This is a genomic window from Saccharothrix obliqua (genome assembly GCF_019375475.1).
GTDB lineage: Bacteria > Actinomycetota > Actinomycetes > Mycobacteriales > Pseudonocardiaceae > Actinosynnema > Actinosynnema obliqua.
The window spans coordinates 219,505-238,930 of record NZ_JAHXGQ010000011.1; the positions used below are offsets into that span (position 1 = coordinate 219,505).

16 protein-coding genes are annotated in these 19,426 nt (G+C 71.3%); 12 read left to right on the top strand and 4 right to left on the bottom strand.

Features of this window, described 5'->3' with window-relative positions; genetic code table 11:
- Window positions 1–260 precede the first annotated feature (260 nt).
- The 3 genes from KZQ38_RS29550 to KZQ38_RS29560 all read left to right on the top strand — a co-directional run bounded on the left by KZQ38_RS29550 (window position 261) and on the right by KZQ38_RS29560 (window position 4,545).
- Window positions 261–3,029, top strand: a complete 2,769-nt coding sequence (locus KZQ38_RS29550; protein ID WP_219446567.1) for an AfsR/SARP family transcriptional regulator — start codon at window positions 261–263, stop codon at window positions 3,027–3,029.
- A gap of 94 nt (window positions 3,030–3,123) precedes the next feature.
- On the top strand, window positions 3,124–4,179 hold the full coding sequence (locus KZQ38_RS29555; RefSeq protein ID WP_219446569.1) for a GNAT family N-acetyltransferase: 1,056 nt from the start codon (window positions 3,124–3,126) through the stop codon (window positions 4,177–4,179).
- Between the two features lie 6 nt (window positions 4,180–4,185).
- Window positions 4,186–4,545, top strand: coding sequence for a hypothetical protein (locus tag KZQ38_RS29560; RefSeq protein WP_219446570.1), 360 nt, complete (start codon window positions 4,186–4,188; stop codon window positions 4,543–4,545).
- A gap of 17 nt (window positions 4,546–4,562) precedes the next feature.
- Here KZQ38_RS29560 and KZQ38_RS29565 read toward each other — a convergent pair whose 3' ends face one another.
- A complete protein-coding gene (locus KZQ38_RS29565; RefSeq protein WP_219446572.1) occupies window positions 4,563–7,391 on the bottom strand; it encodes an AfsR/SARP family transcriptional regulator in 2,829 nt (942 codons plus the stop codon).
- Between the two features lie 341 nt (window positions 7,392–7,732).
- Between KZQ38_RS29565 and KZQ38_RS29570 the strand changes: the two genes are divergently transcribed.
- From KZQ38_RS29570 to KZQ38_RS29580, 3 genes are read left to right on the top strand one after another with little or no spacing between them, the layout of a single operon-like run.
- Window positions 7,733–8,857 carry a sensor histidine kinase gene (locus KZQ38_RS29570; protein ID WP_219446575.1) on the top strand — a complete coding sequence of 375 codons (1,125 nt, stop codon included), beginning with the start codon at window positions 7,733–7,735 and terminating at the stop codon, window positions 8,855–8,857.
- Entirely contained in the window at window positions 8,850–9,953 is a 1,104-nt protein-coding gene (locus KZQ38_RS29575) for a hypothetical protein (RefSeq protein ID WP_219446576.1), read from the top strand. Before KZQ38_RS29570 ends, KZQ38_RS29575 begins: the two co-directional genes overlap by 8 nt.
- Window positions 9,935–10,591, top strand: coding sequence for a response regulator transcription factor (locus tag KZQ38_RS29580; RefSeq protein WP_219446578.1), 657 nt, complete (start codon window positions 9,935–9,937; stop codon window positions 10,589–10,591). The genes KZQ38_RS29575 and KZQ38_RS29580 overlap by 19 nt, the downstream gene beginning before the upstream one ends.
- A gap of 228 nt (window positions 10,592–10,819) precedes the next feature.
- Here KZQ38_RS29580 and KZQ38_RS29585 read toward each other — a convergent pair whose 3' ends face one another.
- Window positions 10,820–11,398, bottom strand: a complete 579-nt coding sequence (locus tag KZQ38_RS29585) for a TetR/AcrR family transcriptional regulator (RefSeq protein WP_219446579.1) — start codon at window positions 11,396–11,398, stop codon at window positions 10,820–10,822.
- 70 nt (window positions 11,399–11,468) lie between these two features.
- Entirely contained in the window at window positions 11,469–12,671 is a 1,203-nt protein-coding gene (locus KZQ38_RS29590) for an MFS transporter (RefSeq protein WP_219446580.1), read from the bottom strand.
- An 808-nt stretch (window positions 12,672–13,479) separates the two neighbouring features.
- On the opposite strand from KZQ38_RS29590, the gene KZQ38_RS36625 reads away from it, so the two are divergent.
- The 6 genes from KZQ38_RS36625 (at window position 13,480) to KZQ38_RS29615 (ending at window position 18,513) form a co-directional block, all read left to right on the top strand.
- Complete coding sequence (locus KZQ38_RS36625; protein WP_257902510.1) at window positions 13,480–14,049, top strand: diguanylate cyclase domain-containing protein; 570 nt, start codon at window positions 13,480–13,482, stop codon at window positions 14,047–14,049.
- Window positions 13,932–14,630, top strand: coding sequence for a diguanylate cyclase domain-containing protein (locus tag KZQ38_RS29595; protein WP_308258661.1), 699 nt, complete (start codon window positions 13,932–13,934; stop codon window positions 14,628–14,630). Before KZQ38_RS36625 ends, KZQ38_RS29595 begins: the two co-directional genes overlap by 118 nt.
- Before the next feature lie 184 nt (window positions 14,631–14,814).
- Window positions 14,815–15,783, top strand: coding sequence for a siderophore ABC transporter substrate-binding protein (locus KZQ38_RS29600; RefSeq protein ID WP_308258652.1), 969 nt, complete (start codon window positions 14,815–14,817; stop codon window positions 15,781–15,783).
- Window positions 15,780–16,772 carry an ABC transporter permease gene (locus KZQ38_RS29605; protein ID WP_308258653.1) on the top strand — a complete coding sequence of 331 codons (993 nt, stop codon included), beginning with the start codon at window positions 15,780–15,782 and terminating at the stop codon, window positions 16,770–16,772. Before KZQ38_RS29600 ends, KZQ38_RS29605 begins: the two co-directional genes overlap by 4 nt.
- Before the next feature lie 5 nt (window positions 16,773–16,777).
- Window positions 16,778–17,758 (top strand): iron chelate uptake ABC transporter family permease subunit, encoded by a 981-nt coding sequence (locus tag KZQ38_RS29610; RefSeq protein ID WP_219446581.1) that lies wholly within the window; start codon window positions 16,778–16,780, stop codon window positions 17,756–17,758.
- Complete coding sequence (locus tag KZQ38_RS29615) at window positions 17,755–18,513, top strand: iron ABC transporter ATP-binding protein (protein ID WP_219446582.1); 759 nt, start codon at window positions 17,755–17,757, stop codon at window positions 18,511–18,513. The genes KZQ38_RS29610 and KZQ38_RS29615 overlap by 4 nt, the downstream gene beginning before the upstream one ends.
- Before the next feature lie 29 nt (window positions 18,514–18,542).
- On the opposite strand, the gene KZQ38_RS29620 is transcribed toward KZQ38_RS29615, so the two are convergent.
- On the bottom strand, window positions 18,543–19,391 hold the full coding sequence (locus KZQ38_RS29620; protein WP_219446583.1) for a LysR family transcriptional regulator: 849 nt from the start codon (window positions 19,389–19,391) through the stop codon (window positions 18,543–18,545).
- Window positions 19,392–19,426 lie beyond the last annotated feature (35 nt).

A 19,426-nucleotide genomic window follows, 5' to 3' on the forward strand; every position in this document is an offset into this window, starting at 1 on the left:
AGTCCCAAGTGGAGCACCGATCGGAACGTCGGAGGGAATCCGCGCGGTAACAGTCCTCGATTGCCCCATTGGCAGCAGGCTCAGCCGCATCCGTACGCGCCACGACGGCCGGGTTCGGCGCGCCGCTGGGGCCGGACATCGCGACGACGACGGACCGGTGCGGGGCCGACCGGGGGAAAACCCGGCGAACACACCCGAGACCGCCGGTCGTCCTGGTATGCCGGACGCGCCCGGTGAGAGCGGTGGCCAGGGGGCGCGTCATGGTGGTGGAGTTCGGGTTGCTCGGCGGCGTGCGGGCGCACCGGGACGGCACACCGGTGGACCTGGGGCACCGCCGGCAGCGCGGGGTGCTGGGTGTGCTGCTGGCGGAAGCCGACCGGCTCGTTCCCGTTGAGCGGCTGCTGGACCGGGTGTGGGGTGAACCCGCGCCGCGGCGCGGGCGCGACACCCTCTACAGCTACCTGGCCCGTCTGCGTGGCGTGCTGGCCGGGCTGGACGGGGTTCGGTTGGAGCGGCACTCCGGCGGTTACCGTCTCGCGCTTGAGGAGCGGGCCGTGGACCTGCATCGGTTCCACTACCTGCTCACCGAGGTGAGGGCCACGCGGGATGACGGGCAGGCCATGGCGCTGTACGAGCAGGCGCTCGCCCTGTACCGGGGCGAGCCGCTGCCCGAGCTGGACAGCCCGTGGGCCGCCGAACTGCGGGCTGCCCTGGAACGTCACCGGCTGGCCGCCGAACTCGACCACGCCGACACCGCCCTGCGCCTGGGCCGCCACGCCGACCTGTTGCCCGTGCTGACCAGCCGCACCGACCGTCATCCGCTGGACGAACGACTCGCGGGTCAGCTCATGCTCGCCCTGTACCGCAACGGACGCCCAGCCGACGCCCTGTCCCACTACCAGCAGCTCCGCGCCCGGCTCGCCGACGAACTCGGCACCGACCCGGGCCCGTCCCTCCAGCGGCTCCACCAGCAAATCCTCGCGGTCGACCCCGACCTGGCCGAACCGGCGGAGGCGGCCCGGACCCGGGAGGTGCCCCGTCAGTTGCCCGCCGTGCCGGGTCACTTCACCGGCCGTGCCGCCGAACTGGCCGAGCTGGACACGTCGTTCGACGCGGGTGCGACGGTGCTGGTGTCGGCGATCGGTGGTGTGGGCGGTATCGGCAAGACGTGGCTCGCGCTGGCCTGGGCGCACCGCAACCTGGAGCGGTTCCCCGACGGGCAGCTGTTCGTGGACCTGCACGGCTTCAGCCCGGCGGGGGATCCGGTGGAGCCGGCGGTGGCGTTGCGCGGGTTCCTCGACGCCCTCGCCGTCGACCCCGACCGCATCCCGGTCGACGTCGACGCGCGGGCCGCCCTGTACCGCAGCCTGGTCGCCGACAAGCAAGTGCTGGTCGTGCTGGACAACGCCGCCACTGCCGAACAGGTCGTGCCGCTGTTGCCCGGCAGCCCGTCGTGCACGGTGCTGGTCACCGGTCGACATCGGCTGGCCTCCCTGATCGACCGGCACGGCGCCCGTCACCTGTCCCTGGATGTCCTGTCCCACAACGAGGCCCGCACCCTGCTCACCGCCCGCCTGGGCGCCGACCGCGTCGCCGCCGAGCCCGACGCCGTGGAGGAGCTGATCGAACTGTGCGGGGGCCACCCGCTCGCACTGTCGATCACCGCCCGCACCGCCGCCACCCATCCCGCGGTCCCGCTGGCCGAGGTCGCCACCGAACTGCGCGAGCTGGGGCTGGAAATGCTGGACCACGACACCGACCCGGCCGCCAGCCTGCCCACCGTGTTGTCCTGGTCCCTGCGGTACCTCACCGATCAGCAGCGGACCTTGTTCGCACTGCTCGCGATCGCACCCGGTCCCGACACCGGCCTGCCCGCCGCCGCGTCCCTCGCCGGCGTTTCCCAACGGGAGGCGCGGTCCGCGCTCCGGACCCTGACCGACGCATCCCTCATCGACCACACCCTGAGCGGCCGATACGCGATGCACGACCTGGTCCGCGCCTACGCCGCCACCCTCGCCCACGACCTGTCCGAGCACGTGCGGGCGGCGTTGGCGCGGGTGACCGACTTCTACCTCCACACCGCACATGCCGCCGCCCAATTGCTGTACCCCCAACGGGAATCGATCCGGCCCGACCCACCCGTGCCCGGCACCCACCCCCAGCCGCTGCCGGACCGCCCCGCCGCCCTGGCGTGGTTGGAAAGCCACCACCCCCACCTGCTGGCGGCCCAACACACCGCCGGCAGCCACCAGGCCGTGTGGCAGCTCGCGTGGACGCTGCACACCCTCCACCGACGCCGCGGGTACCGCCGCGAAGCGCTGGCCGTCTGGCAGGCCGCCACCGCCGCCGCCGACCAGCTACCCGACCCCGTGGTCCGCATCCTCGCCCACCGGTACCTCGGTTTGGCCTACGCCAGGCTCGAACAGCACGAACAAGCCGACGACCACCTGCACCACGCCCTTGCGCTGGCCGACCACCACCACGACATCGCCCGCCAAGCCCACGTCAGCAACGGCCTCTCGGTGGCGTGGGCGTTGCGGGGGGACGACCGGAAGGCGCTACAGCACGCCCAGCACACCCTCGACCTCTTCCGCAGCCTCGACCAGCCGGTGGGTGAAGCCGCCGCGCTCACCATGACCGGATGGCTCGCCGCCCGCCTGGGCGACCACGACACCGCCCGCGACCACTGCCGCCGAGCCCTCGAACTCCACCGCCACCACCACAACGTCGAGGGCGAGGCGAGCACCCTGGACAGCCTCGGCTGGATCGCCCACCACACCGGGAACCACCACCAGGCCATCGACCACTACCACCAGGCGCTCGCCCTTTTTCGCGCCATCGACCACAACTCCGAGGTCGCGAACACCCTCGACCACCTCGGCCACCCCCACGCCGTTCTCGGACAACCCGACCACGCCCGGGAGGTGTGGCGGGAAGCGCTCCGGCTGTACCGGGAACAAGGCCGCGACGACGACGCCGACCGCGTGCGACGGCAACTCGACGACATCGACCCGGTCAAAACCCCTTGACCCCAAGGCTCGTCGCGATACGAGAATGCGTGCGACGAGTTCGATGCAGCGGCACGGGTCGCCGGAGCGTTGTGGCCGAGGAAGGGGGACGTTCGTGACCGCAGGTGTCGAGGTCGGGCGGTTCGACCCCGCGCACGCCACCGAGGAGGACCTTCGCGGCTATCACGAGGTGATGGTGGCCAGGCAGGAGGCGGACCGACCGGACGAGCCTCGCCTGTCGTATGAGAACGTGGTGGGCCGCCTGAAGAACCCGTTCGTCGGGTTCGGCCCGGTGGCCCACTGGGTGGCCCGCTCGCGGGGCGAGGTGGTGGGGCTGGCGATCGTCTACTTCCTGGAGGAGGAGAGCGGCCACATCGGGCTGACCGAGGTCGTCGTCCACCCGCGGGTCCGTCGTCGGGGTGTCGGCACCGCGATCCTGAAAGCGGTCGTCCCGGAGCTGCGTGCTCGTGGCCGGAGCCTGGTCGAGACGTGGGAGATCACCAAGGGCGGCGAGGGGGAGCGGTGGGCGGAGTCGCTGGGGTTCCGCACGGTGCACACGGTGGTGTTGCAGGCGTTGATGATTCCTGAGGTCGACCGAAACCGTTGGCGGGTCGACGTTCCCGCCGGATACCGGTTGCGGCGCTGGGTGGGCGCCGCGCCCGAGGACCTCGTCGCGTCGTTCGCGGCTGCCCGCAACGCCATGCACGACGCCCCGTTGGGGGAGTTGGGCTACCAGGAGCCCACGTGGAGCGTGGCGAGGGTGCGGGCTCGCGAGGAGGAGTTGCGGCGCAACGACATCGAGCTGCGGGCGGTCGTGGCCGTGCACGAGGGCACCGGTGAGGTGGTCGGGCTGACCGAGCTGGAGGTGCACCCGCATCGCCCGTCCCGGGGGTACCAGCGCGACACGGCGGTGGTGCCGGCGCACCGGGGGCGTGGGCTCGGGAGGTGCGTCAAGGGGCACCTGACCACATGGCTGCTGGCCGACCGCCCCGGCCTGGACCGGATCTACACGACGACCGGCGCCGGCAACGAGCACATGATCCGGGTGAACCACCAGTTGGGGTACACCACGGTCCGCACCATGGTCGCGGTCAATCGCGACCTCGCGGAGCTGGAGGCCGACCTCGGGTCATTGTCCGGTGACGCGGTCGGTCGCGCTCCGAAAGGCTGAAGGCGTATGTCGGCTGAAGATGATGACGCTGTTCGCGAGCTTTTGGACGAGGGGCTGACGGACTGGGTGCCGGTTGATCGCGTGATCGGGTACGCGCGCGACATCGCGGAATCAACTCCGTCCGACTACGTCGAAGTCGCGAGCAGGCTCATCGTGCGGCTGATACGGGATGGCCTGATGATGCCGGGTGACATCGGGTCGGGCGTTTTTGAGGCGTGGGGCGGAACGGGGGAAAGTCTGATCAGGCGGGTGATCGAGGACTGTCGAGCGAAGTCCTGGCAGCCGCAGGGGAGTGGTTGCTGGTTCCTCAACACCGAGGAGGGGGATCGCCTGGCGTCGCTGGGTGGCGCCTCGGGAAGCGCGTGAGGGGCATGCGTCGCGGGTCAAGGGGCTTCGATCGGGTCCAGGGCGTCGAGTTGCCGTTGGACGCGTGCGGCGTCGTCGTCGTGGCCCTGGTCCCGGTACAGCCGGAGCGCTCTGTGCCAGGCGGCGAGGGCTTCCGCCTGTTGGCCGAGGCTCACGTGGGAGTGGCCGAGGTTGTCGAGGGTTTCGGCGATCGCCTCGGTGTGGCCCAGCGAATCGAGCAGGCCGAGTGCTTCGTGGTAGCGGGTGACGGCCTGTTGGTGATCACCTGAGTGGTGGGCGATCCAGCCCAGGCTGTGCAGGACGTGTGCCTCGCCGGCGGGGTCCTGGTGGCGGTAGAGGGCCATGGCGGCTTGGCAGTGTTCACGCGCTGTGTCGTAGTCGCCCAGGCGGGCCGCGTACCAGCCCATCGCGCTCAGCGCGTTGGCCTCCGCCGCGTGCTTTCCCAGGCTGCGGTAGAGAACCAGGGCGCGGCCGGCGTGGTCCAAGGCGTCACGGTGCATCCCCCGTTGCTCCCAGGCCCACGCGAGGGTGTAGTGCGCATGAGCCTGCTGGACGGGATCGTGTTGGTGTTGAGCCAAGTCCAGGGCATGCTGCAAGTGCTCGGTGGCCTTGTCGGGCGATCCCAACGCGGCATGGGCTAGGCCGAGGCGTCGGTGGGCGTGGATGCGCGTGGCGGGATCGGGCAAATGAACAGCGGCGTCCAGTGCGGCCTGCCACGCGGCCATGTTGTCGTGGTGTCGCCCGCGTCGGTCGTGGAAGGTGGTCAACGTCCACGCCAACTGCCAGACGACGTTGTGCCTGCCGTGCGTGGCAGCGCAGTGCTGGGCGGCCATGAGGTGGCGGTGCTCGGCGTCCATCCACGCCAGCGCGGCCGGGTCGTCGGACAGCGAGAGCACGCTTGTGCCGGGGAGCGAGGGATCCAGGTGGATCGGCGGGCGGCGGGAATCCAAGAGGCGATCGGCGCTGTAGGCGCTGTGGAGGTAGAAGTCGACCACCCGCTCCAACGCGGCAACCCGCACCGCTTCGGGCAATGAGTGGGCGATGGTGGTCGCATAACCCCTTACCAGGTCGTGCATCGCGTATCGGTCGCCACGATCGTGGTTGACCAGCGAGGCGTCGACCAGTTTGCGGAGCGTGCCGCGGGTTTCGCGGTCCGGCAGGCCGAAGAGGCCGGCGGCAGCGGGCAGGCTGATGTCGGGTCCGGGTGCGATGCCCAGCAACGCGAACGCGGTGCGTTGCCGGTCGGTGAAGTGGCGCAGGGACCAGGACAGCACCGCGGGCAGGCTGACGGCGGGGTCGGTGTCCCCGAGCGCGTCCACGCCGTAGTCGCGCAGTTCGACGACGAGGTGGGCGAGGGGCAGGTCCGAGTCGGTGTGGGCACGCGCGGCGAGGATGCCGAGTGCGAGCGGGACGCCTCCGCAGTGGGCGAGCAGGGCGGTGACGGCCTCGGGTTCGGCGTCGAGGCGTTCGGTTCCGAGGTGGTGCCGCAGCAGGGTGCGGGCTTCGGTGTCGGTGAGCACCTCCAGGTCGAGGTGGCGGGCGCCGTGCCGGGCGATCAGCCGGTGGAACCTGTGCCGGCTCGTGATCAGGACGGTGCCGGCGTGGCCGCCGGGCAGGAGGGGCTCGACCTGGTCGGGGGTGGCGGCGTTGTCCAGCACCACCAGCACCCGCTTGCCCGCGACCAGGCTGCGGTACAGCGCGGCACGGGCATCCACATCGGACGGTACGTGTTCGGGCGCGATGCCGAGTGCGGTGATGAACCCGAACAAGGCGACATCGGGGGTGACGGGTTGCCCGGTGGGGCTGAACCCGTGCAGGTCCACGAACAGCTGCCCGTCGGGGAACCGGTCCAGGTTGCGGTGCGCCCACGCCAGCGCGAGCCAGGTCTTGCCGATCCCACCCGACCCACCGATCGCCGAGATCAGGACCGTGACCGGTGAGTTCTCGGACTCCGCCGTGGCGACGGGCTCCGATCCGCCGTCGGGTGCGGTGGTGAGAATCCGGTCCAGTTCGGACAGTTCCGTGGTGCGGCCGGTGAACAGTCGTGGTGTGGCGGGTAGTTGGCGGGGCACGATCCGGGAACGCTTCGCGCCCACCGCGGGATCGGCCAGGCCGGGGTCGGCGGTGAGGATCTGTTGGTGGAGTTGTCGCAGGGGTGGGCCGGGGTCGGCGCCGAGTTCATCGGCGAGTCGGGTGCGGAGTCGGTGGTAGTGGTCCAGCGCGTCGGCTTGGCGTCCGTTGCGGTACAGGGCGAGCATGAGTTGGCCCGCGAGGCGTTCGTCCAGGGGATGACGGGTGGCGCGGTCGGTCAGGTCGGGCAGCAGGTCAGTGTGCCGACCCAGCCGCAGCGCGGTGTCGGTGTGGTCGAGTTCGGCGGCCAGCCGGTGGCGGCCCAGGGTGGCGCGCAGGTCCGCGGCCCACGGGCTGTCCAGTTCGGGTAGTGCTTCACCCCGCCACAGGGCCAACGCCTGTTCGAACAAGGCCACAGCCTGCTCGTCGTCTCGGACGGTTCTGGCGCGGGTGAGCAGGTCGTGGAACCGGTGCAGGTCCACGGTTTGTTCGTCGAGGGTGAGGCGGTAGCCGCCGGAGTGGCGCTCCAGGCGGACCCCGTCGAGGCCGGCCACCACGTTGCGCAGGCGGGTCAGGTAGCTGTAGAGGGTGTCCCGGCCGCGGCGCGGCGGGTGTTCGCCCCACACGCGGTCCACCAGGCGCTCGACCGGCACGGGGGCGTTGGCCTCGGTCAGCAGCACGCCCAGGACGCCGCGCTGCCGGGGATGCCCGAGGTCGACCGGCGTGCCGTCCCGCTGCGCCCGCACACCACCGAGCACCCCGAACTCCACCACCATCACGACTCCCGGATCGCCCGCTCCCGTGCGGTTCCGGGATACCAGGACGGGCTCGGGGCGCACGGTTGATCGCCGGGGTTTCCCTCGATCGGCCCTGCATCGTGCACGTCACACCGGTTCCACGGGCTTTTCGGGCACCGAGCACGGGCGATGCCACCGGTCCTGGAATGACGCGCTTCGGCAGCTCGCGAAAGACCCCTGGCGTGTGCCCCCAACCCGTAGTTGTGCGGACGATCAGCCGTCCACTGTGGACTTCGGTGGTGCCGGTCGTTGCTCTGTCCGGGTGGTCCGGCCGCGATGTGGTCCGGACGGGCGGGGATTCGGGGAAACTGTTCGGCGGGATGGACTTCCAGGTCGGTGCCACCGAGGGCGAAGTACGTCGGCTGGGTCGCCGGATCGTCGTGGTCATGCGCGCCGCGGTGCTGCTCTGCGCGTCCGGGGCGGCGTTGGCCCAGGCGTTGCCCGAACAGCGTGCGGCAACCGCCGCCGCGGTCGTCGGGCTGGTCGCGTGGAACGCGGTGCACCTGCGCTTCGACCTCGGCCGGCTGCTGCTGCCCGTGGACACACTGGTGGTCATGGGTCTCTGCCTCACGCAGAGCTGGACCGTGCCGCCGGATGCACTGGGCGCCAGCACGAACTGGGTCCTGGCCGTCGTCTCCGCCACCGCCGTCGCGCACCAGTGGCTCACCGGTCCCGCCACCGCAGCGCTGTCGACCACGGTGATCATCGCCGCGCACCTGGCCGGGTCCCTCCTCACCGTCGGGGGCGACGCGACCGGTGCCGTCCGGTTGGGGCTCTGGGCGTTCAGCGAGGCGGCCCTGTCCGGGGTGCTGTTCCGACTGGTCCGGGCGGCGGCCCGGCGGGCGGACCGGGCGGTCGAGAGCGGTGAGCGGGCGCGGCGTGACGCCGCCGTGGCCGCGGCCCGGCGTGAGGACGAGCGCGAGCATTTGGCGTTGCTGCACGACACGGCGGCGTCCACGCTGCTCGCCGTCGGGGCCCGCATGGTCGGCGACCAGGCCCCGTGGCTCGCCGAGCAGGCCGCCCGCGACCTGGCGGCGCTCGCCGCGCAGCCGGGCCTGCCCGTCGGCCGGACCGACCTGGTGCGGTTGCTGGACGAGGTGGCGCGGCAGGCGCCGGTCGCCGTGGCGCTGCGCTCGCCGCCGACCCTGCCGGTACGCGCCGAGCACGCCGCGGCGGTGGGCGCGGCGGTCCGCGAGGCGTTGACCAACGTCGCCCGGCACGCCGAGGTGGACACGGCCGAACTCGTCGTCGACCACGTCGGCCGGGCGGTGGTCGTCGAGGTTTCCGACGGGGGGCGGGGGTTCGCGCCCGACCGGGTGCCGCCGCACCGGCGCGGGCTGTCGCGGTCGGTCCGGGAGCGGATGGCCGCGGTCGGCGGGCGGGCGGACGTGACGAGTCGTCCCGGCGCGGGCACGCGGGTCCGGCTGGAGCTGGCGGATGGCTGAGCCGAACGGCGAGCTGGTGGCGGACAAGCTGCTCACCGGACTGCACCTGGCCGTGCTCGCCATCACGGCCGCTGTGCTGCCCGTGTTCGCCCTGCCGCTGCTGGCGGCCTACCCCGGCGTCTACCGCAGCGTGGCGCAGGAGGTGGTGGCCTTCGCCCTGCTGACCGGCACGGGGGTCGTGGCCGGGGTGCGGGTCGTGCGGCGGCGACCGCTGGGCAAGGCCCGTTGGGTTCTCGTGGTCGCGGTGTTCACGGCCTCGGTGCTGGCCACCACCGGGATACCGGCCACCGAACTCATGTCCGAGCAGGAGTGGTCCTACGGCGTGATCGGCTGGTTCGTGCTGTTGCTGATGGTGGACTACGGCACGACGGCACCCGCCGTGCTCCTCGGCGTGCACACGGTCATGTCGTTCGCTCAACTGGTCCTGGTCGGGCAGGGCCACGAGGTGGCCGACCTGGTGGTGGTCACCGCGGTCGTGCTCGGCCTGCAACTGCCGGTCCTGGCCGCCGCCGCGGCGTTGCGCACGCTTGCCGCCACCGTCGTGGCCGAGACCGACCGGGCGGAGCGCGTGCGTACCGCGGACGCGGTGGCCGAGCAGCTCCACGCCGACCGCCGGGAGCGGTTCGCCGACCTCGCGGCCACCACCGTGCCGCTGCTGACCGACCTGACGACCGGCCGGGCCGACCTGTCCGACGAGCGGGTGCGTGCCGCCTACGCCGTGGCCGCGGCCCGGTTGCGCCGGCTGTTCGCCGAGCACGACGAGGTGGAGGACCCGTTGCTGCACGAGCTGGCGGCGTGCGTGGACCCGGCGGAGCGCAACGGGGTGGTCGTCCACCTCGAAACGTGCGGCGCCGGCCCGACACCGCCGCTGGAGGTGCGCCGCGCCCTGACCGAACCGGTGCTGGAGGTCGTGACGACCGCCGGGTCCCGGGCGCGGGTGACCGTGCTCGGGACGCCGGAGAGCGTCACGGTGAGCGTCGTCGCCGACGCCCGCGTCGCCGGGGAGGGCACCGACTCGGACCACGGGATCACCGTGACGCGCCTGGTGGACGGGGACACGGTCTGGTTGGAGGCCACGTGGCGAACCCGGACGTGACCACGGTCGTGGTGGTGGACGACCACCCGGCCATCGTGTCCGGGATCGGGGTGTGGTGCGCGGCGGCCGACCCGCCCGTCCGGTTGGTCGACTCGGGCCCGACGCCGCTGGTGGCGTGGACCGACCCCGGCCTGTCCGCGGACGTGGTCGTGTTCGACTTGCAGCTCTCCGCCGGGGTGCCCGCCTACGCCGAGCTGCGCCGGCTGATCGACGCGGGCAGGCAGGTGATCGTGTACAGCATGAGGGAGGACCGCGACCCCATCCTCAGCTGCCTGGAACTCGGTGCGTTCGCCTACCTCGCGAAGACCGAGGGTCCGGGCCACCTGGTGCACGCGATCCACGCGGCGGGCCGGGGTCTGCCGTACACGCCGCCCTCGATGGCCCGCGCCATGACCACCGACACCCGCCCCGACCGGCCGCGGCTCACCCCGCGCGAGGTCGACGTGCTGGTCAACTGGTTCGCCTGCGAGTCCAAGGAGATGGTGGCCCGCAAGCTGAACCTGTCGGTGCGCACGGTGAGCAGCTACATCGACCGCGTCCGCATCCGGTACGCCAACGTCGGCCGCCCGGCCCCGACCAAGGCGGCGCTCGTGGCCCGCGCCATCCAGGACGGTCTGATCGGGCTGGACGAGCTGTAGCCCGCCCGATTTGTGGGGTGATCGACCGTCACGGCGTCCCCGCGCCCTTTCCTAACCTGCGGAGGTCAGCAGTCGGGAGTGGGCACTTCCGGACTTGGGGGGAAGCCATGACACAACCTTCCGGCCGTGCGGCGGTCGGCTGGGAACTGCTCGGCGGTGAGGTGCTGGAGGCGCGTGACCGCTGGTACGTGGAGGTCGGCTGGGTGTCGTGGCCGCCGCTCGGTGGTGTCAGCGCATCAGGTCCCACACCTCGTCGGCGGCCTGTTCCGCGCTGATGCGTTGCGGGTCCGACACCCACTGGGTGAAGGCTCCGATGAAGGCACCTGCCAGGTAGTGCGCGCGCAACCGGGTGAGTGCTTCGTCCCCCGTCGTCGCCGCGGCGTGGATCTGGACCGCGACCTCGTGGGCCAGCAGACCGCGCAGCTCGTTGATGAACCGCGCTGTACCGGTCGACCCGAGCATCGCCCGGTACAGCGTCGCGTTCGCCTCGACGTGGCGGAACAGTTCGACGAGTTCCGCCGGGGTCCCCCCGCCGTGCCGGGTGAGGGGACAGCGTGCCGCCGCACGGGCGAGTCGACCGACCTCCTCCTCCATGGCGTTGAGCAGCAACGTGTCCCGGTCCTTGAAGTGCTGGTAGACGGTGGCGCGGTTCACGTCGGCGCGCTCGGCGATGTCGGCGATCGTGAGCGACTCCACGTCGCGCTCCGAGACCAGTTCGAGCGCCGCGGACCGCAGGAGTGCCCGAGTGCGGCGGACCCGGGGGTCCACGCGCTCGCCGGACTCGGCGTCGGGCTTCTTCTTCACCATGGACCCAGAATAAGGATCTTCGACACTTGATCGGTAGCCGACAACTGTCGTGGAACGCCCTGGTGGCTCGTCAACGCGGCTGTTTCGCTACGGGCTCGTCGGCCGTCGAGTCCTTGTCCGGCAAGGATGAACGTCGTTCCGTCGTGACGACGAGCAGCACGACGAGCAACGTTTCCACGACGGCCAGCACGGGCAGGGCACCCGGTCCGTGGAGGGTCAGCAGCACACCTCCCAGCGCGCCGCCGACCGAAGTGCCCAGGTACATGACGCTCGCGTTGAGGGCCATCACCTCGTTGCCCGAGGCGCCTGCCCGGCTCAGCAGCCACACCGCGAGCGGCGGGTTGAGCATTCCGATCCCGAAGGCCATCACCATCACGATCGCGATGAGCACCCACAACGGTGCCGCTCCCCAGGCGACCGACGCCGTCAGGCCCACCATCGACGCGACCAGGATGCACGCGCCGATCGCCACGGTGCGCAGCGGGCCGAGGTTGTCGCTCAGCGTGCCGCCCACCTGGGTGGCGACGAGCCCGGCCAGGCCCGCGGCGACGAAGAGCACCGCGATGCCACCGGTACCGATCCCGGCCGCCGCACCGCTGATGGGGGCGATGTAGGCCATCATCATCATGCTGCCCGTGGAAAGCAGCAGCATCGCACCCAGACCGCGCAGCACGGGAGACCGGGTGACGGGCGCGAGCCGCTCGCGCAATCCCATGGCGGGTGGCAGTTGCAGGGCGGGAAGCAGCGTGAACATCATGATGAGCACCACGGTGCCCAGCGCCGCGCACATCCAGAACGACGCCTGCCACCCCCACGCGCTGCCGAACCAGGTGCCCAGTGGCACGCCGAGGAGCTGGGCCAGCATGATGCCGCCCGCGAGCACGCCGAGTGCCTTGCCGCGCTTGCCTTCCGGAGGCAGGGAGCCCGCGGCCGCGAAGCACATCGGGGTGACAGCGGCGGCGGCGATCGCGGTGGGCACGCGGGAGACGAGCAGGACCTCGTAGTTCGGGGCGAGCGCGGCGGCGACGTTGCCCGCGATGAACAACAGCAACGAGTACCCGGCCAGCTTGCGCCGTGCGACACGTGCGGTGACGACCGCCGCGAGCGGTGCCGACACCGCGTACACGATCGAGTAGACGGTCACCAGCTGCCCGATTGCCGCGTCGCTCGTGCTCAGGCTCGTGGCCAGCTCGCGCAGGACGCCCGCGACGACGAAGTCGGCGGTGCCGAAGGTGAACAGGGCCAGCACCAGTGGAACGAGCCACGGTCCCATGGGGAGTCAACCTCGCTTGCGTGGGTAAGCGGTCGTGAGACCGACCGGCGAGCGCAGTGATCGCCACGTTACCCAACACGACGATGGTTAGACAACACTTGATGTCTAAGTCGCTCGCTGTTTGGTATTCCGTCGTGGCGGTACGTCACCACCCGCGGTCTGGTCGCCGATGGCCCGCAGCGGACCGCGGGCCGGGCAGGCATCGAGCGCGCCGGAGTCGACGACCATCCCGCCACGCCGGCTGATCGTCCTCAGGGCGCCCGGTCACCGCCTGCGCCTTGCCCTTGCCCACGTCGGTGTACTCCATCTCGTCGTCCGCCTCTTCGGCCTCGACCACGGCAGGTGGCGAGTCGATCTGCATGACCTCCGGCGCGGTCCGCCGGGTCCCGGAGGACTGTCTGATCCTCAACTGCACTCCGGTCCCAGGAGGAACGGCGTCGCGCCACCGCCCTGGCCGAGGCGAGCCAGGCGAAGATCCTCCGGTTGGAGAGCACGCCGCGCCGGGCGGGTGTCCACGACGTGAGGGTGCTCGCCGCCGGTTCGGAGTCGGGCGTCGTGGTCCCCACCCGCGACGACGTCCTGCGCGACACCGCGGCGGGCCTGGAGCAGGTGCAGCGGCTGTTGGACGAGCAGGAGCGGGAACTCGCCGACCTGGAGGGCGATGGTGCCCGGACCCGCGTCGTTCGCCTCGGCCGTCTGCTCGACCTCGCCCGGTTCCTCGATGAACTGAACGGTGTTCTAACCGGCTCCGCGACGCGGGTGGGTACCGCCTCGCGCGATACTGCCCGGGTCGGCTTTCTTCGCCGGTATGGGAACCGGGTTCGTCGTGGCGGTGGAGGAGTCGCACGACGACGCCGAGGTGATAGGGCCGGCGCGTCGGCTCCAAGCGGAGGTGGCGGCGCCCATCCCGGTCGACGGTGCCGTGCTGACGTTGCCCGCCGCGGTCGGAATAGTCACGCGCGAGACCTCGCGGAGCACCGTCACGGACCTGATGCGGGACGCCAGGGCGGCACTGGACGCGGCGAAGCGCCGAGGGCCGAACCAGTGGGTGCTGTTCGGCGCCCGCCGCGTGGATGACTCGAGCCGTCTCGTGGCCGACGCGCTCTCCCTGTCCCCGGTCGGCATGGGCTTGTTCGACGAGGCGGAGCGGTTGGTGGATGCCAACGATGCTCTGAACGCGTTGCTGCGGTTGGGCAGGGAGCGGTTGCGCGGCATGACCGGGTCCTGGTGCGGTCGGACGGGGTTCACTGCGAGTTGCACATCACGCCGTCCCGGGACGGTGACGGGAGGCCGTCCTGGTTCGTCGCGTTCCAGGACGTCACCGATCACCACCACACCGCCGAAGAACTGCTCCACCGGACCACGCACGACGAGCTGACCGGCCTGCCGAACCGGGTGCTGATAAAGACGCTGCTGACCACCCTGCTGGAGTCCGAGGACCGCTCGCGGGTGGCGGTGTTGTTCTGCGACGTCGACAACTTCAAGCGGGTCAACGACTCCCTGGGGCACGACGCGGGTGACGAGTTGCTGGTGGCGTTGGCCCGGCGGGTCTGCTCCGCACCGCTATCGTTGGTCGACTCCGCGGAGTCGCAGGCGCACCTGCTGCGCGAGCTGGACCGGTGGGTGTTGCGGACGGCGTTGAAGGAGGCCGCGTCGTGGTCGACGCCCGGTGACCAGTCGGCGTCGGCGGCGGTGAACCCGAGTGGCCTGCTGCCGGGTGATCCGGAGTTCGAGGACATCGTGGCGAGTGCGATCGCCGAGGCGGGCATCCCGTGGGACCGGGTGGTGCTGGAGCTGGTGGAGACGGCGTTGGTGGACCTGCGGTTCGTGTCCGGGGTGGGCAACGACTCGTCGGACTTCGCGAGATCCGCACCGTCCTGGCCACGAGCCCGCTGCCCGTACCAGCCCTCGGCTGACGCCGCCCTCGCCGGGGACGGGATCACACCGAGGGCGCGGTGACCAGCGGTTCGTGCGTGAGATCGAACATACCGGTGGTTGTTGAACCGTCAACGCAGAAAACTTAGGCTTCCCTAAGTTACGGCCGTTCGGCGGTGTCCCACACCTCCTTCCGTCCCGATCGCGATGCGTGGTCGGACCTCGGCCGGGACGCCAAACGGACCAAGTGTCGAGGAGAGTGCACCCAGTGGCCGCCCCCACCCACCGCGCGACCGGTCGCGGGTTGACCGCGGTTCTCGCCGCCCTCACCCTGTTCGTGCTCTCCGCCTGCGGGAGCGGATCGGAGGCCGCGCCGGCCGCGCCCACGTCCTCCGGGCCGGTCACGGTCACCCACGCGCAGGGCACCGCCACCCTCCAGGCAACGCCCACCAAGGTCGTGGTGTTCGACATCGGCGCCCTGGTCACGCTCGACGACCTCGGCGTGCCGGTGGCGGGCGTGCCGAAGGTGGAGGGGCTGCCCGAGCGGCTGGCCAAGTACGCGGGCGACCAGTACACCAAGGTCGGCACCCTCTTCGAGCCCGACTACGAGAAGGTCAACGAGCTGGCCCCCGACCTGATCATCATCGGCGGCCGGTCGGCGCCCGCCTACGCCGAGCTGTCCAAGATCGCCACGACGATCGACCTGACCGTGGACAACGCGAAGTTCCTGACCAGCCTGCGCGAGCGGGTCGAGGCCGTGGGCGCGGTCTTCGGCAAGCAGGACCAGGTGCGTGGCCGCCTCGACGCCTTGTCGACCAAGATCTCCGAGATCGCCGGCCGCACCCCCGCCCAGGGCAAGCGCGGCCTGATCGTGCTCACCACCGGTGGCAAGATGAGCGCCTACGGCCCCGGCTCGCGCTTCGGCCTCATCCACGACGCGCTGGGCGTGCAGCCCGCCGCCGAGGGGCTGGGCACCGACATCCACGGCAACGCCGTCTCCGCCGAGTTCATCGCCCAGACCAACCCCGACGTCATCTACGTGATCGACCGCGACTCGGCCATCGGCGACAGTGGCCAGGCCGCCCGCCAGGTGCTGGACAACGCGCTGGTCAACGGGACCAACGCCGCGCGCAACAACCGCGTCGTCTACCTGGAGCCGTTCCCGTGGTACGTCGCGCCGACCGGGCTCAGCTCGGTCGAGTCCATGGTCACGGCGATCGGCGACAGCCTGTCGTGAGCACGGGCACCGGACGACGGCGGGAGGTCCGCGGGCGCCACCTGGTGCTCGCGGTCCTCCTGCTGGTCCCCGCCGCGTTCGCCTCGCTGTTCGTCGGCGCCGGTGAGCTGAGCCCGCTGGACCTCCTGAACGGCGACTCCGACGCGGCGCTGCTGCTGGTGGAGTCGCGGCTGCCCCGGCTGCTGGCGATCCTGCTGGCCGGGACGGCGATGGGCGTGGCGGGACTGGTGATGATGCACATCACCCGCAACCGCTTCGTCACGCCGTCCACGGCGGGCACGACCGAGTCCGCCGTTCTGGGCGTGTTCGTCGCCACGGCCTTCCTCGGCGCCGAGTCGGTGATGGTCAAGATGGTCGTGGCGCTGGGGTTCGCCCTCATCGGCACCCTGTTCTTCCTGTGGGTGCTGCGCAGGCTGACTTTCGCCGACGTGGTGGTCGTGCCGCTGGTGGGCATCATGCTCGGCGGCGTGATCACGGCGGTGACCACGTTCTTCGCCTACCGCGCGGACCTGCTCCAGTCGCTGTCCGCGTGGACCAACGGCGACTTCTCCTCGGTGCTGCGCGGCCGTTACGAGCTGCTGTGGCTGACCGCGGCGGTGACCGTCGGGTGCTACCTCTACGCCAACCGGTTCACCGTGGCGGGGGTGGGCCGCGACTTCGCGGTCAACCTCGGCGTGCACTACGACCGGGTGGTCAACCTGGGGCTGCTCCTGGTCTCCGCGACCACGGCCGCGGTGGTGGTGACGGTCGGCAACATCCCCTTCATCGGGTTGGTGGTGCCGAACCTGGTCACCCTGGTGCTGGGCGACAACCTGCGCCGCGTGCTGCCGGTGACCGCCCTGGTGGGAGCGGCCTTCGTGCTGGCCTGCGACGTCGTCGGCCGGGTCGTGCGCCACCCGTACGAGATCCCGGTGGAGACCGTCGCGGGCGTGGTGGGCAGCATCGTGTTCATCCTGCTGGTGCTGCGCGTCCGGCGCGTGGCGGGGTGAGCCGGGTGACCTCGGCCGAGACCTTCGCCCGCGCGCGCCGTCGGGAGCACCGGGTGCTGGCGCTGCTCGCGCTGGCCGCCGTGGCGGTGGTCGTCGCCTTCTGCGTGATCGCGTTGCGCGGCAACTGGGAGTACGCGCTGACCATCCGGGCCCGCAAGGTGGCCGCGATGGTCGTGGTGGGCTGCGCCGTGGCGGTGTCCAGCGTGTTGTTCCAGACGGTCACCAACAACCGTGTGCTCACACCGGGCATCATGGGGTTCGATTCGCTGTTCGTGCTGGTGCAGACGCTGGTCGTGTACTTCTTCGGCGCGCTGGCCCTCAGCTCGGCCGATCCGCGCCTGCTGTTCGCCGGGCAGGTCGTGTTCATGGTCGTCTTCGCCGGCGCGTTGTACCGGTGGCTGTTCGGCCGGCGCAGTCGCGACCTCTACGTGCTGGTGCTGGTCGGGGTCGTCTGCGGCACGTTGTTCTCCAGCCTGTCCTCGCTGGCCGCGCGGCTGATCAACCCCAACGACTTCGTCGTGTTGCAGGACACCCTGTTCGCGAGCTTCAACAGCGTCGACCAGGACCTGCTGGTGGTCTCGGCGGTGCTGGTGGCCGTGGTCTCGCTCTGGATGGGCAGGTTGTTCCGGCGGCTGGACGTGCTGGCGCTGGGCCGTGAGCACGCCCTGAACCTCGGCGTGGACCACCGCTCGGTGGTGAACCAGGTGCTCGTCGCCGTCGCCGTGCTGGTGTCGGTGGCCACCGCGCTGGTCGGGCCGATCACCTTCCTCGGGCTGCTGGTGGCCAACGTGGCCCGGCAGCTCGCGGGCGTGTCCCGGCACCGGGTCGTCGTGCCCGCCTCGGCGTTGCTCGCGGTGGTGGCCCTGGTGGGTGGGCAGCTCGTGCTGGAGAGGGTGTTCTCGCTCGACACCGCGCTCAGCGTGATCATCAACTTCGTGGGCGGGATCTACTTCATCGCCCTGCTGATCCGGGAGGCCAAGCGGTGATCGAAGTCCGCAACGTCACCAAGACCTACGGCTCGACCAAGGTCCTCGACGACGTGTCGCTGACGATCGCGCCCGGCGGGGTGACCTCGATCATCGGGGCCAACGGGGCGGGCAAGTCGACGCTGCTGTCGATCATCGGCAGGCTGCTGCCCGCGGACTCCGGCCGGGTCACCGTCGACGGGTTGGACGTGGCCACCACGCCCGGCGCCACGCTCGCCAAGCGGTTGGCGGTGCTGCGCCAGGAGAACCACACCAGCATCCGGCTCAGCGTGCGGGAACTGGTGGCGTTCGGCCGCTTCCCGCACTCGCGCGGGCGACTCAACGCGACCGACCTGGCCGCCGTGGACGAGGCGATCGCCTACTTCGAGCTGGAGGAGTTCGCGGACCGGCAGCTCGACCAGCTCTCCGGCGGCCAGCGGCAACGCGCGCACGTGGCCGCGGTGCTCTGCCAGGACACCGACTACGTGCTGCTCGACGAGCCGTTGAACAACCTGGACATGCGGCACAGCGTCCAGATGATGCGCCGCCTGCGGCGGATGGCGCGGGACTTCGCCAAGACGGTCGTGCTGGTCGTGCACGACATCAACTTCGCCTCCTGCCACTCCGACGAGGTGATCGCCATGCGTGACGGCGGTGTCGTGGCCCAGGGGCCCACCGCGGAGTTGATGACGCCCGAGCTGCTGAGCACGGTGTTCGACCTGGACATCGCCGTCCACGACATCGGCGGCAACCGCATCGGCGTGTACTACAGCTGACAGCCTCCCGCTTCGGTCGTGCCGCGGCATCAGTCGCCGAAGGCCGCCTGGTGGGCCGCCATGCAGGTGGGCGGGTGGTCGTCGGGAACGGCGACGCTGCCGATGATCGTCGTGCGCGGCACGAGCGGGATCGCGCGTACCCGGGTGGACCGGATCTCGGCCACCTGGTCGGCGGGCAGCGCCGTCCAGCTGTGCGGGTCGGAGCCGACCTCGACGATCGTGTCCTGGGCGGTCCCCGCCCGGCGGCCCGGTCGCACGTGGACGCCGGTCTCCCGGAGCGCGGTGATCACCGCCGGGTCGTGGTCCCGGGAAGTCCGGAAAGGGGCGGCGGCCAGCTCGGCCAGGCCGACGACCTCGCCGCCGGCGGCGGGATGGCGCGTGGACACCACCGCGAACAGGGATTCGCTCCACGCCGGCAGCACCCGCACCCCGGGCGCCGAACGCACCCCGCGCGCCAACGCCAGGTCGATCTCCCCCTGCCGCAGGGCGTTCAGGCGGGCGGGCAGCGGCAGGTCGACGAGCACGACGTCGAACGCCGGAGCTTGCTCCCGCAACGCGTCTATCCCTCGTTCCAAGCGTGCGGTGAACTGCCCGGTGCCCGTACCGATGCGCATGACACCGGCCTGCTCACGCGCCACGGCCCGGACCCGGTCGGCGGCGGCGAGTGTTTCCCGCGCGGCGTCGAGCACCCGGTGACCGGCCGCGGTCAGCCGGACTCGTCGTGGTGAGCGGTCGAACAGCCGGACGCCCAACTCGCGCTCCAGCCGTGCGATCTGCCTGCTGACCGCGGGCTGGGCGATGTGCAGCCGGTCGGCGGCCCGGCCGAAGTGCAGCTCGTCGGCGACCGTGACGAAGTACCGCAACGCCCGTAGTTCCACCGGCCCTCCCAGCGACGATGCCGTCAGGTTATCGT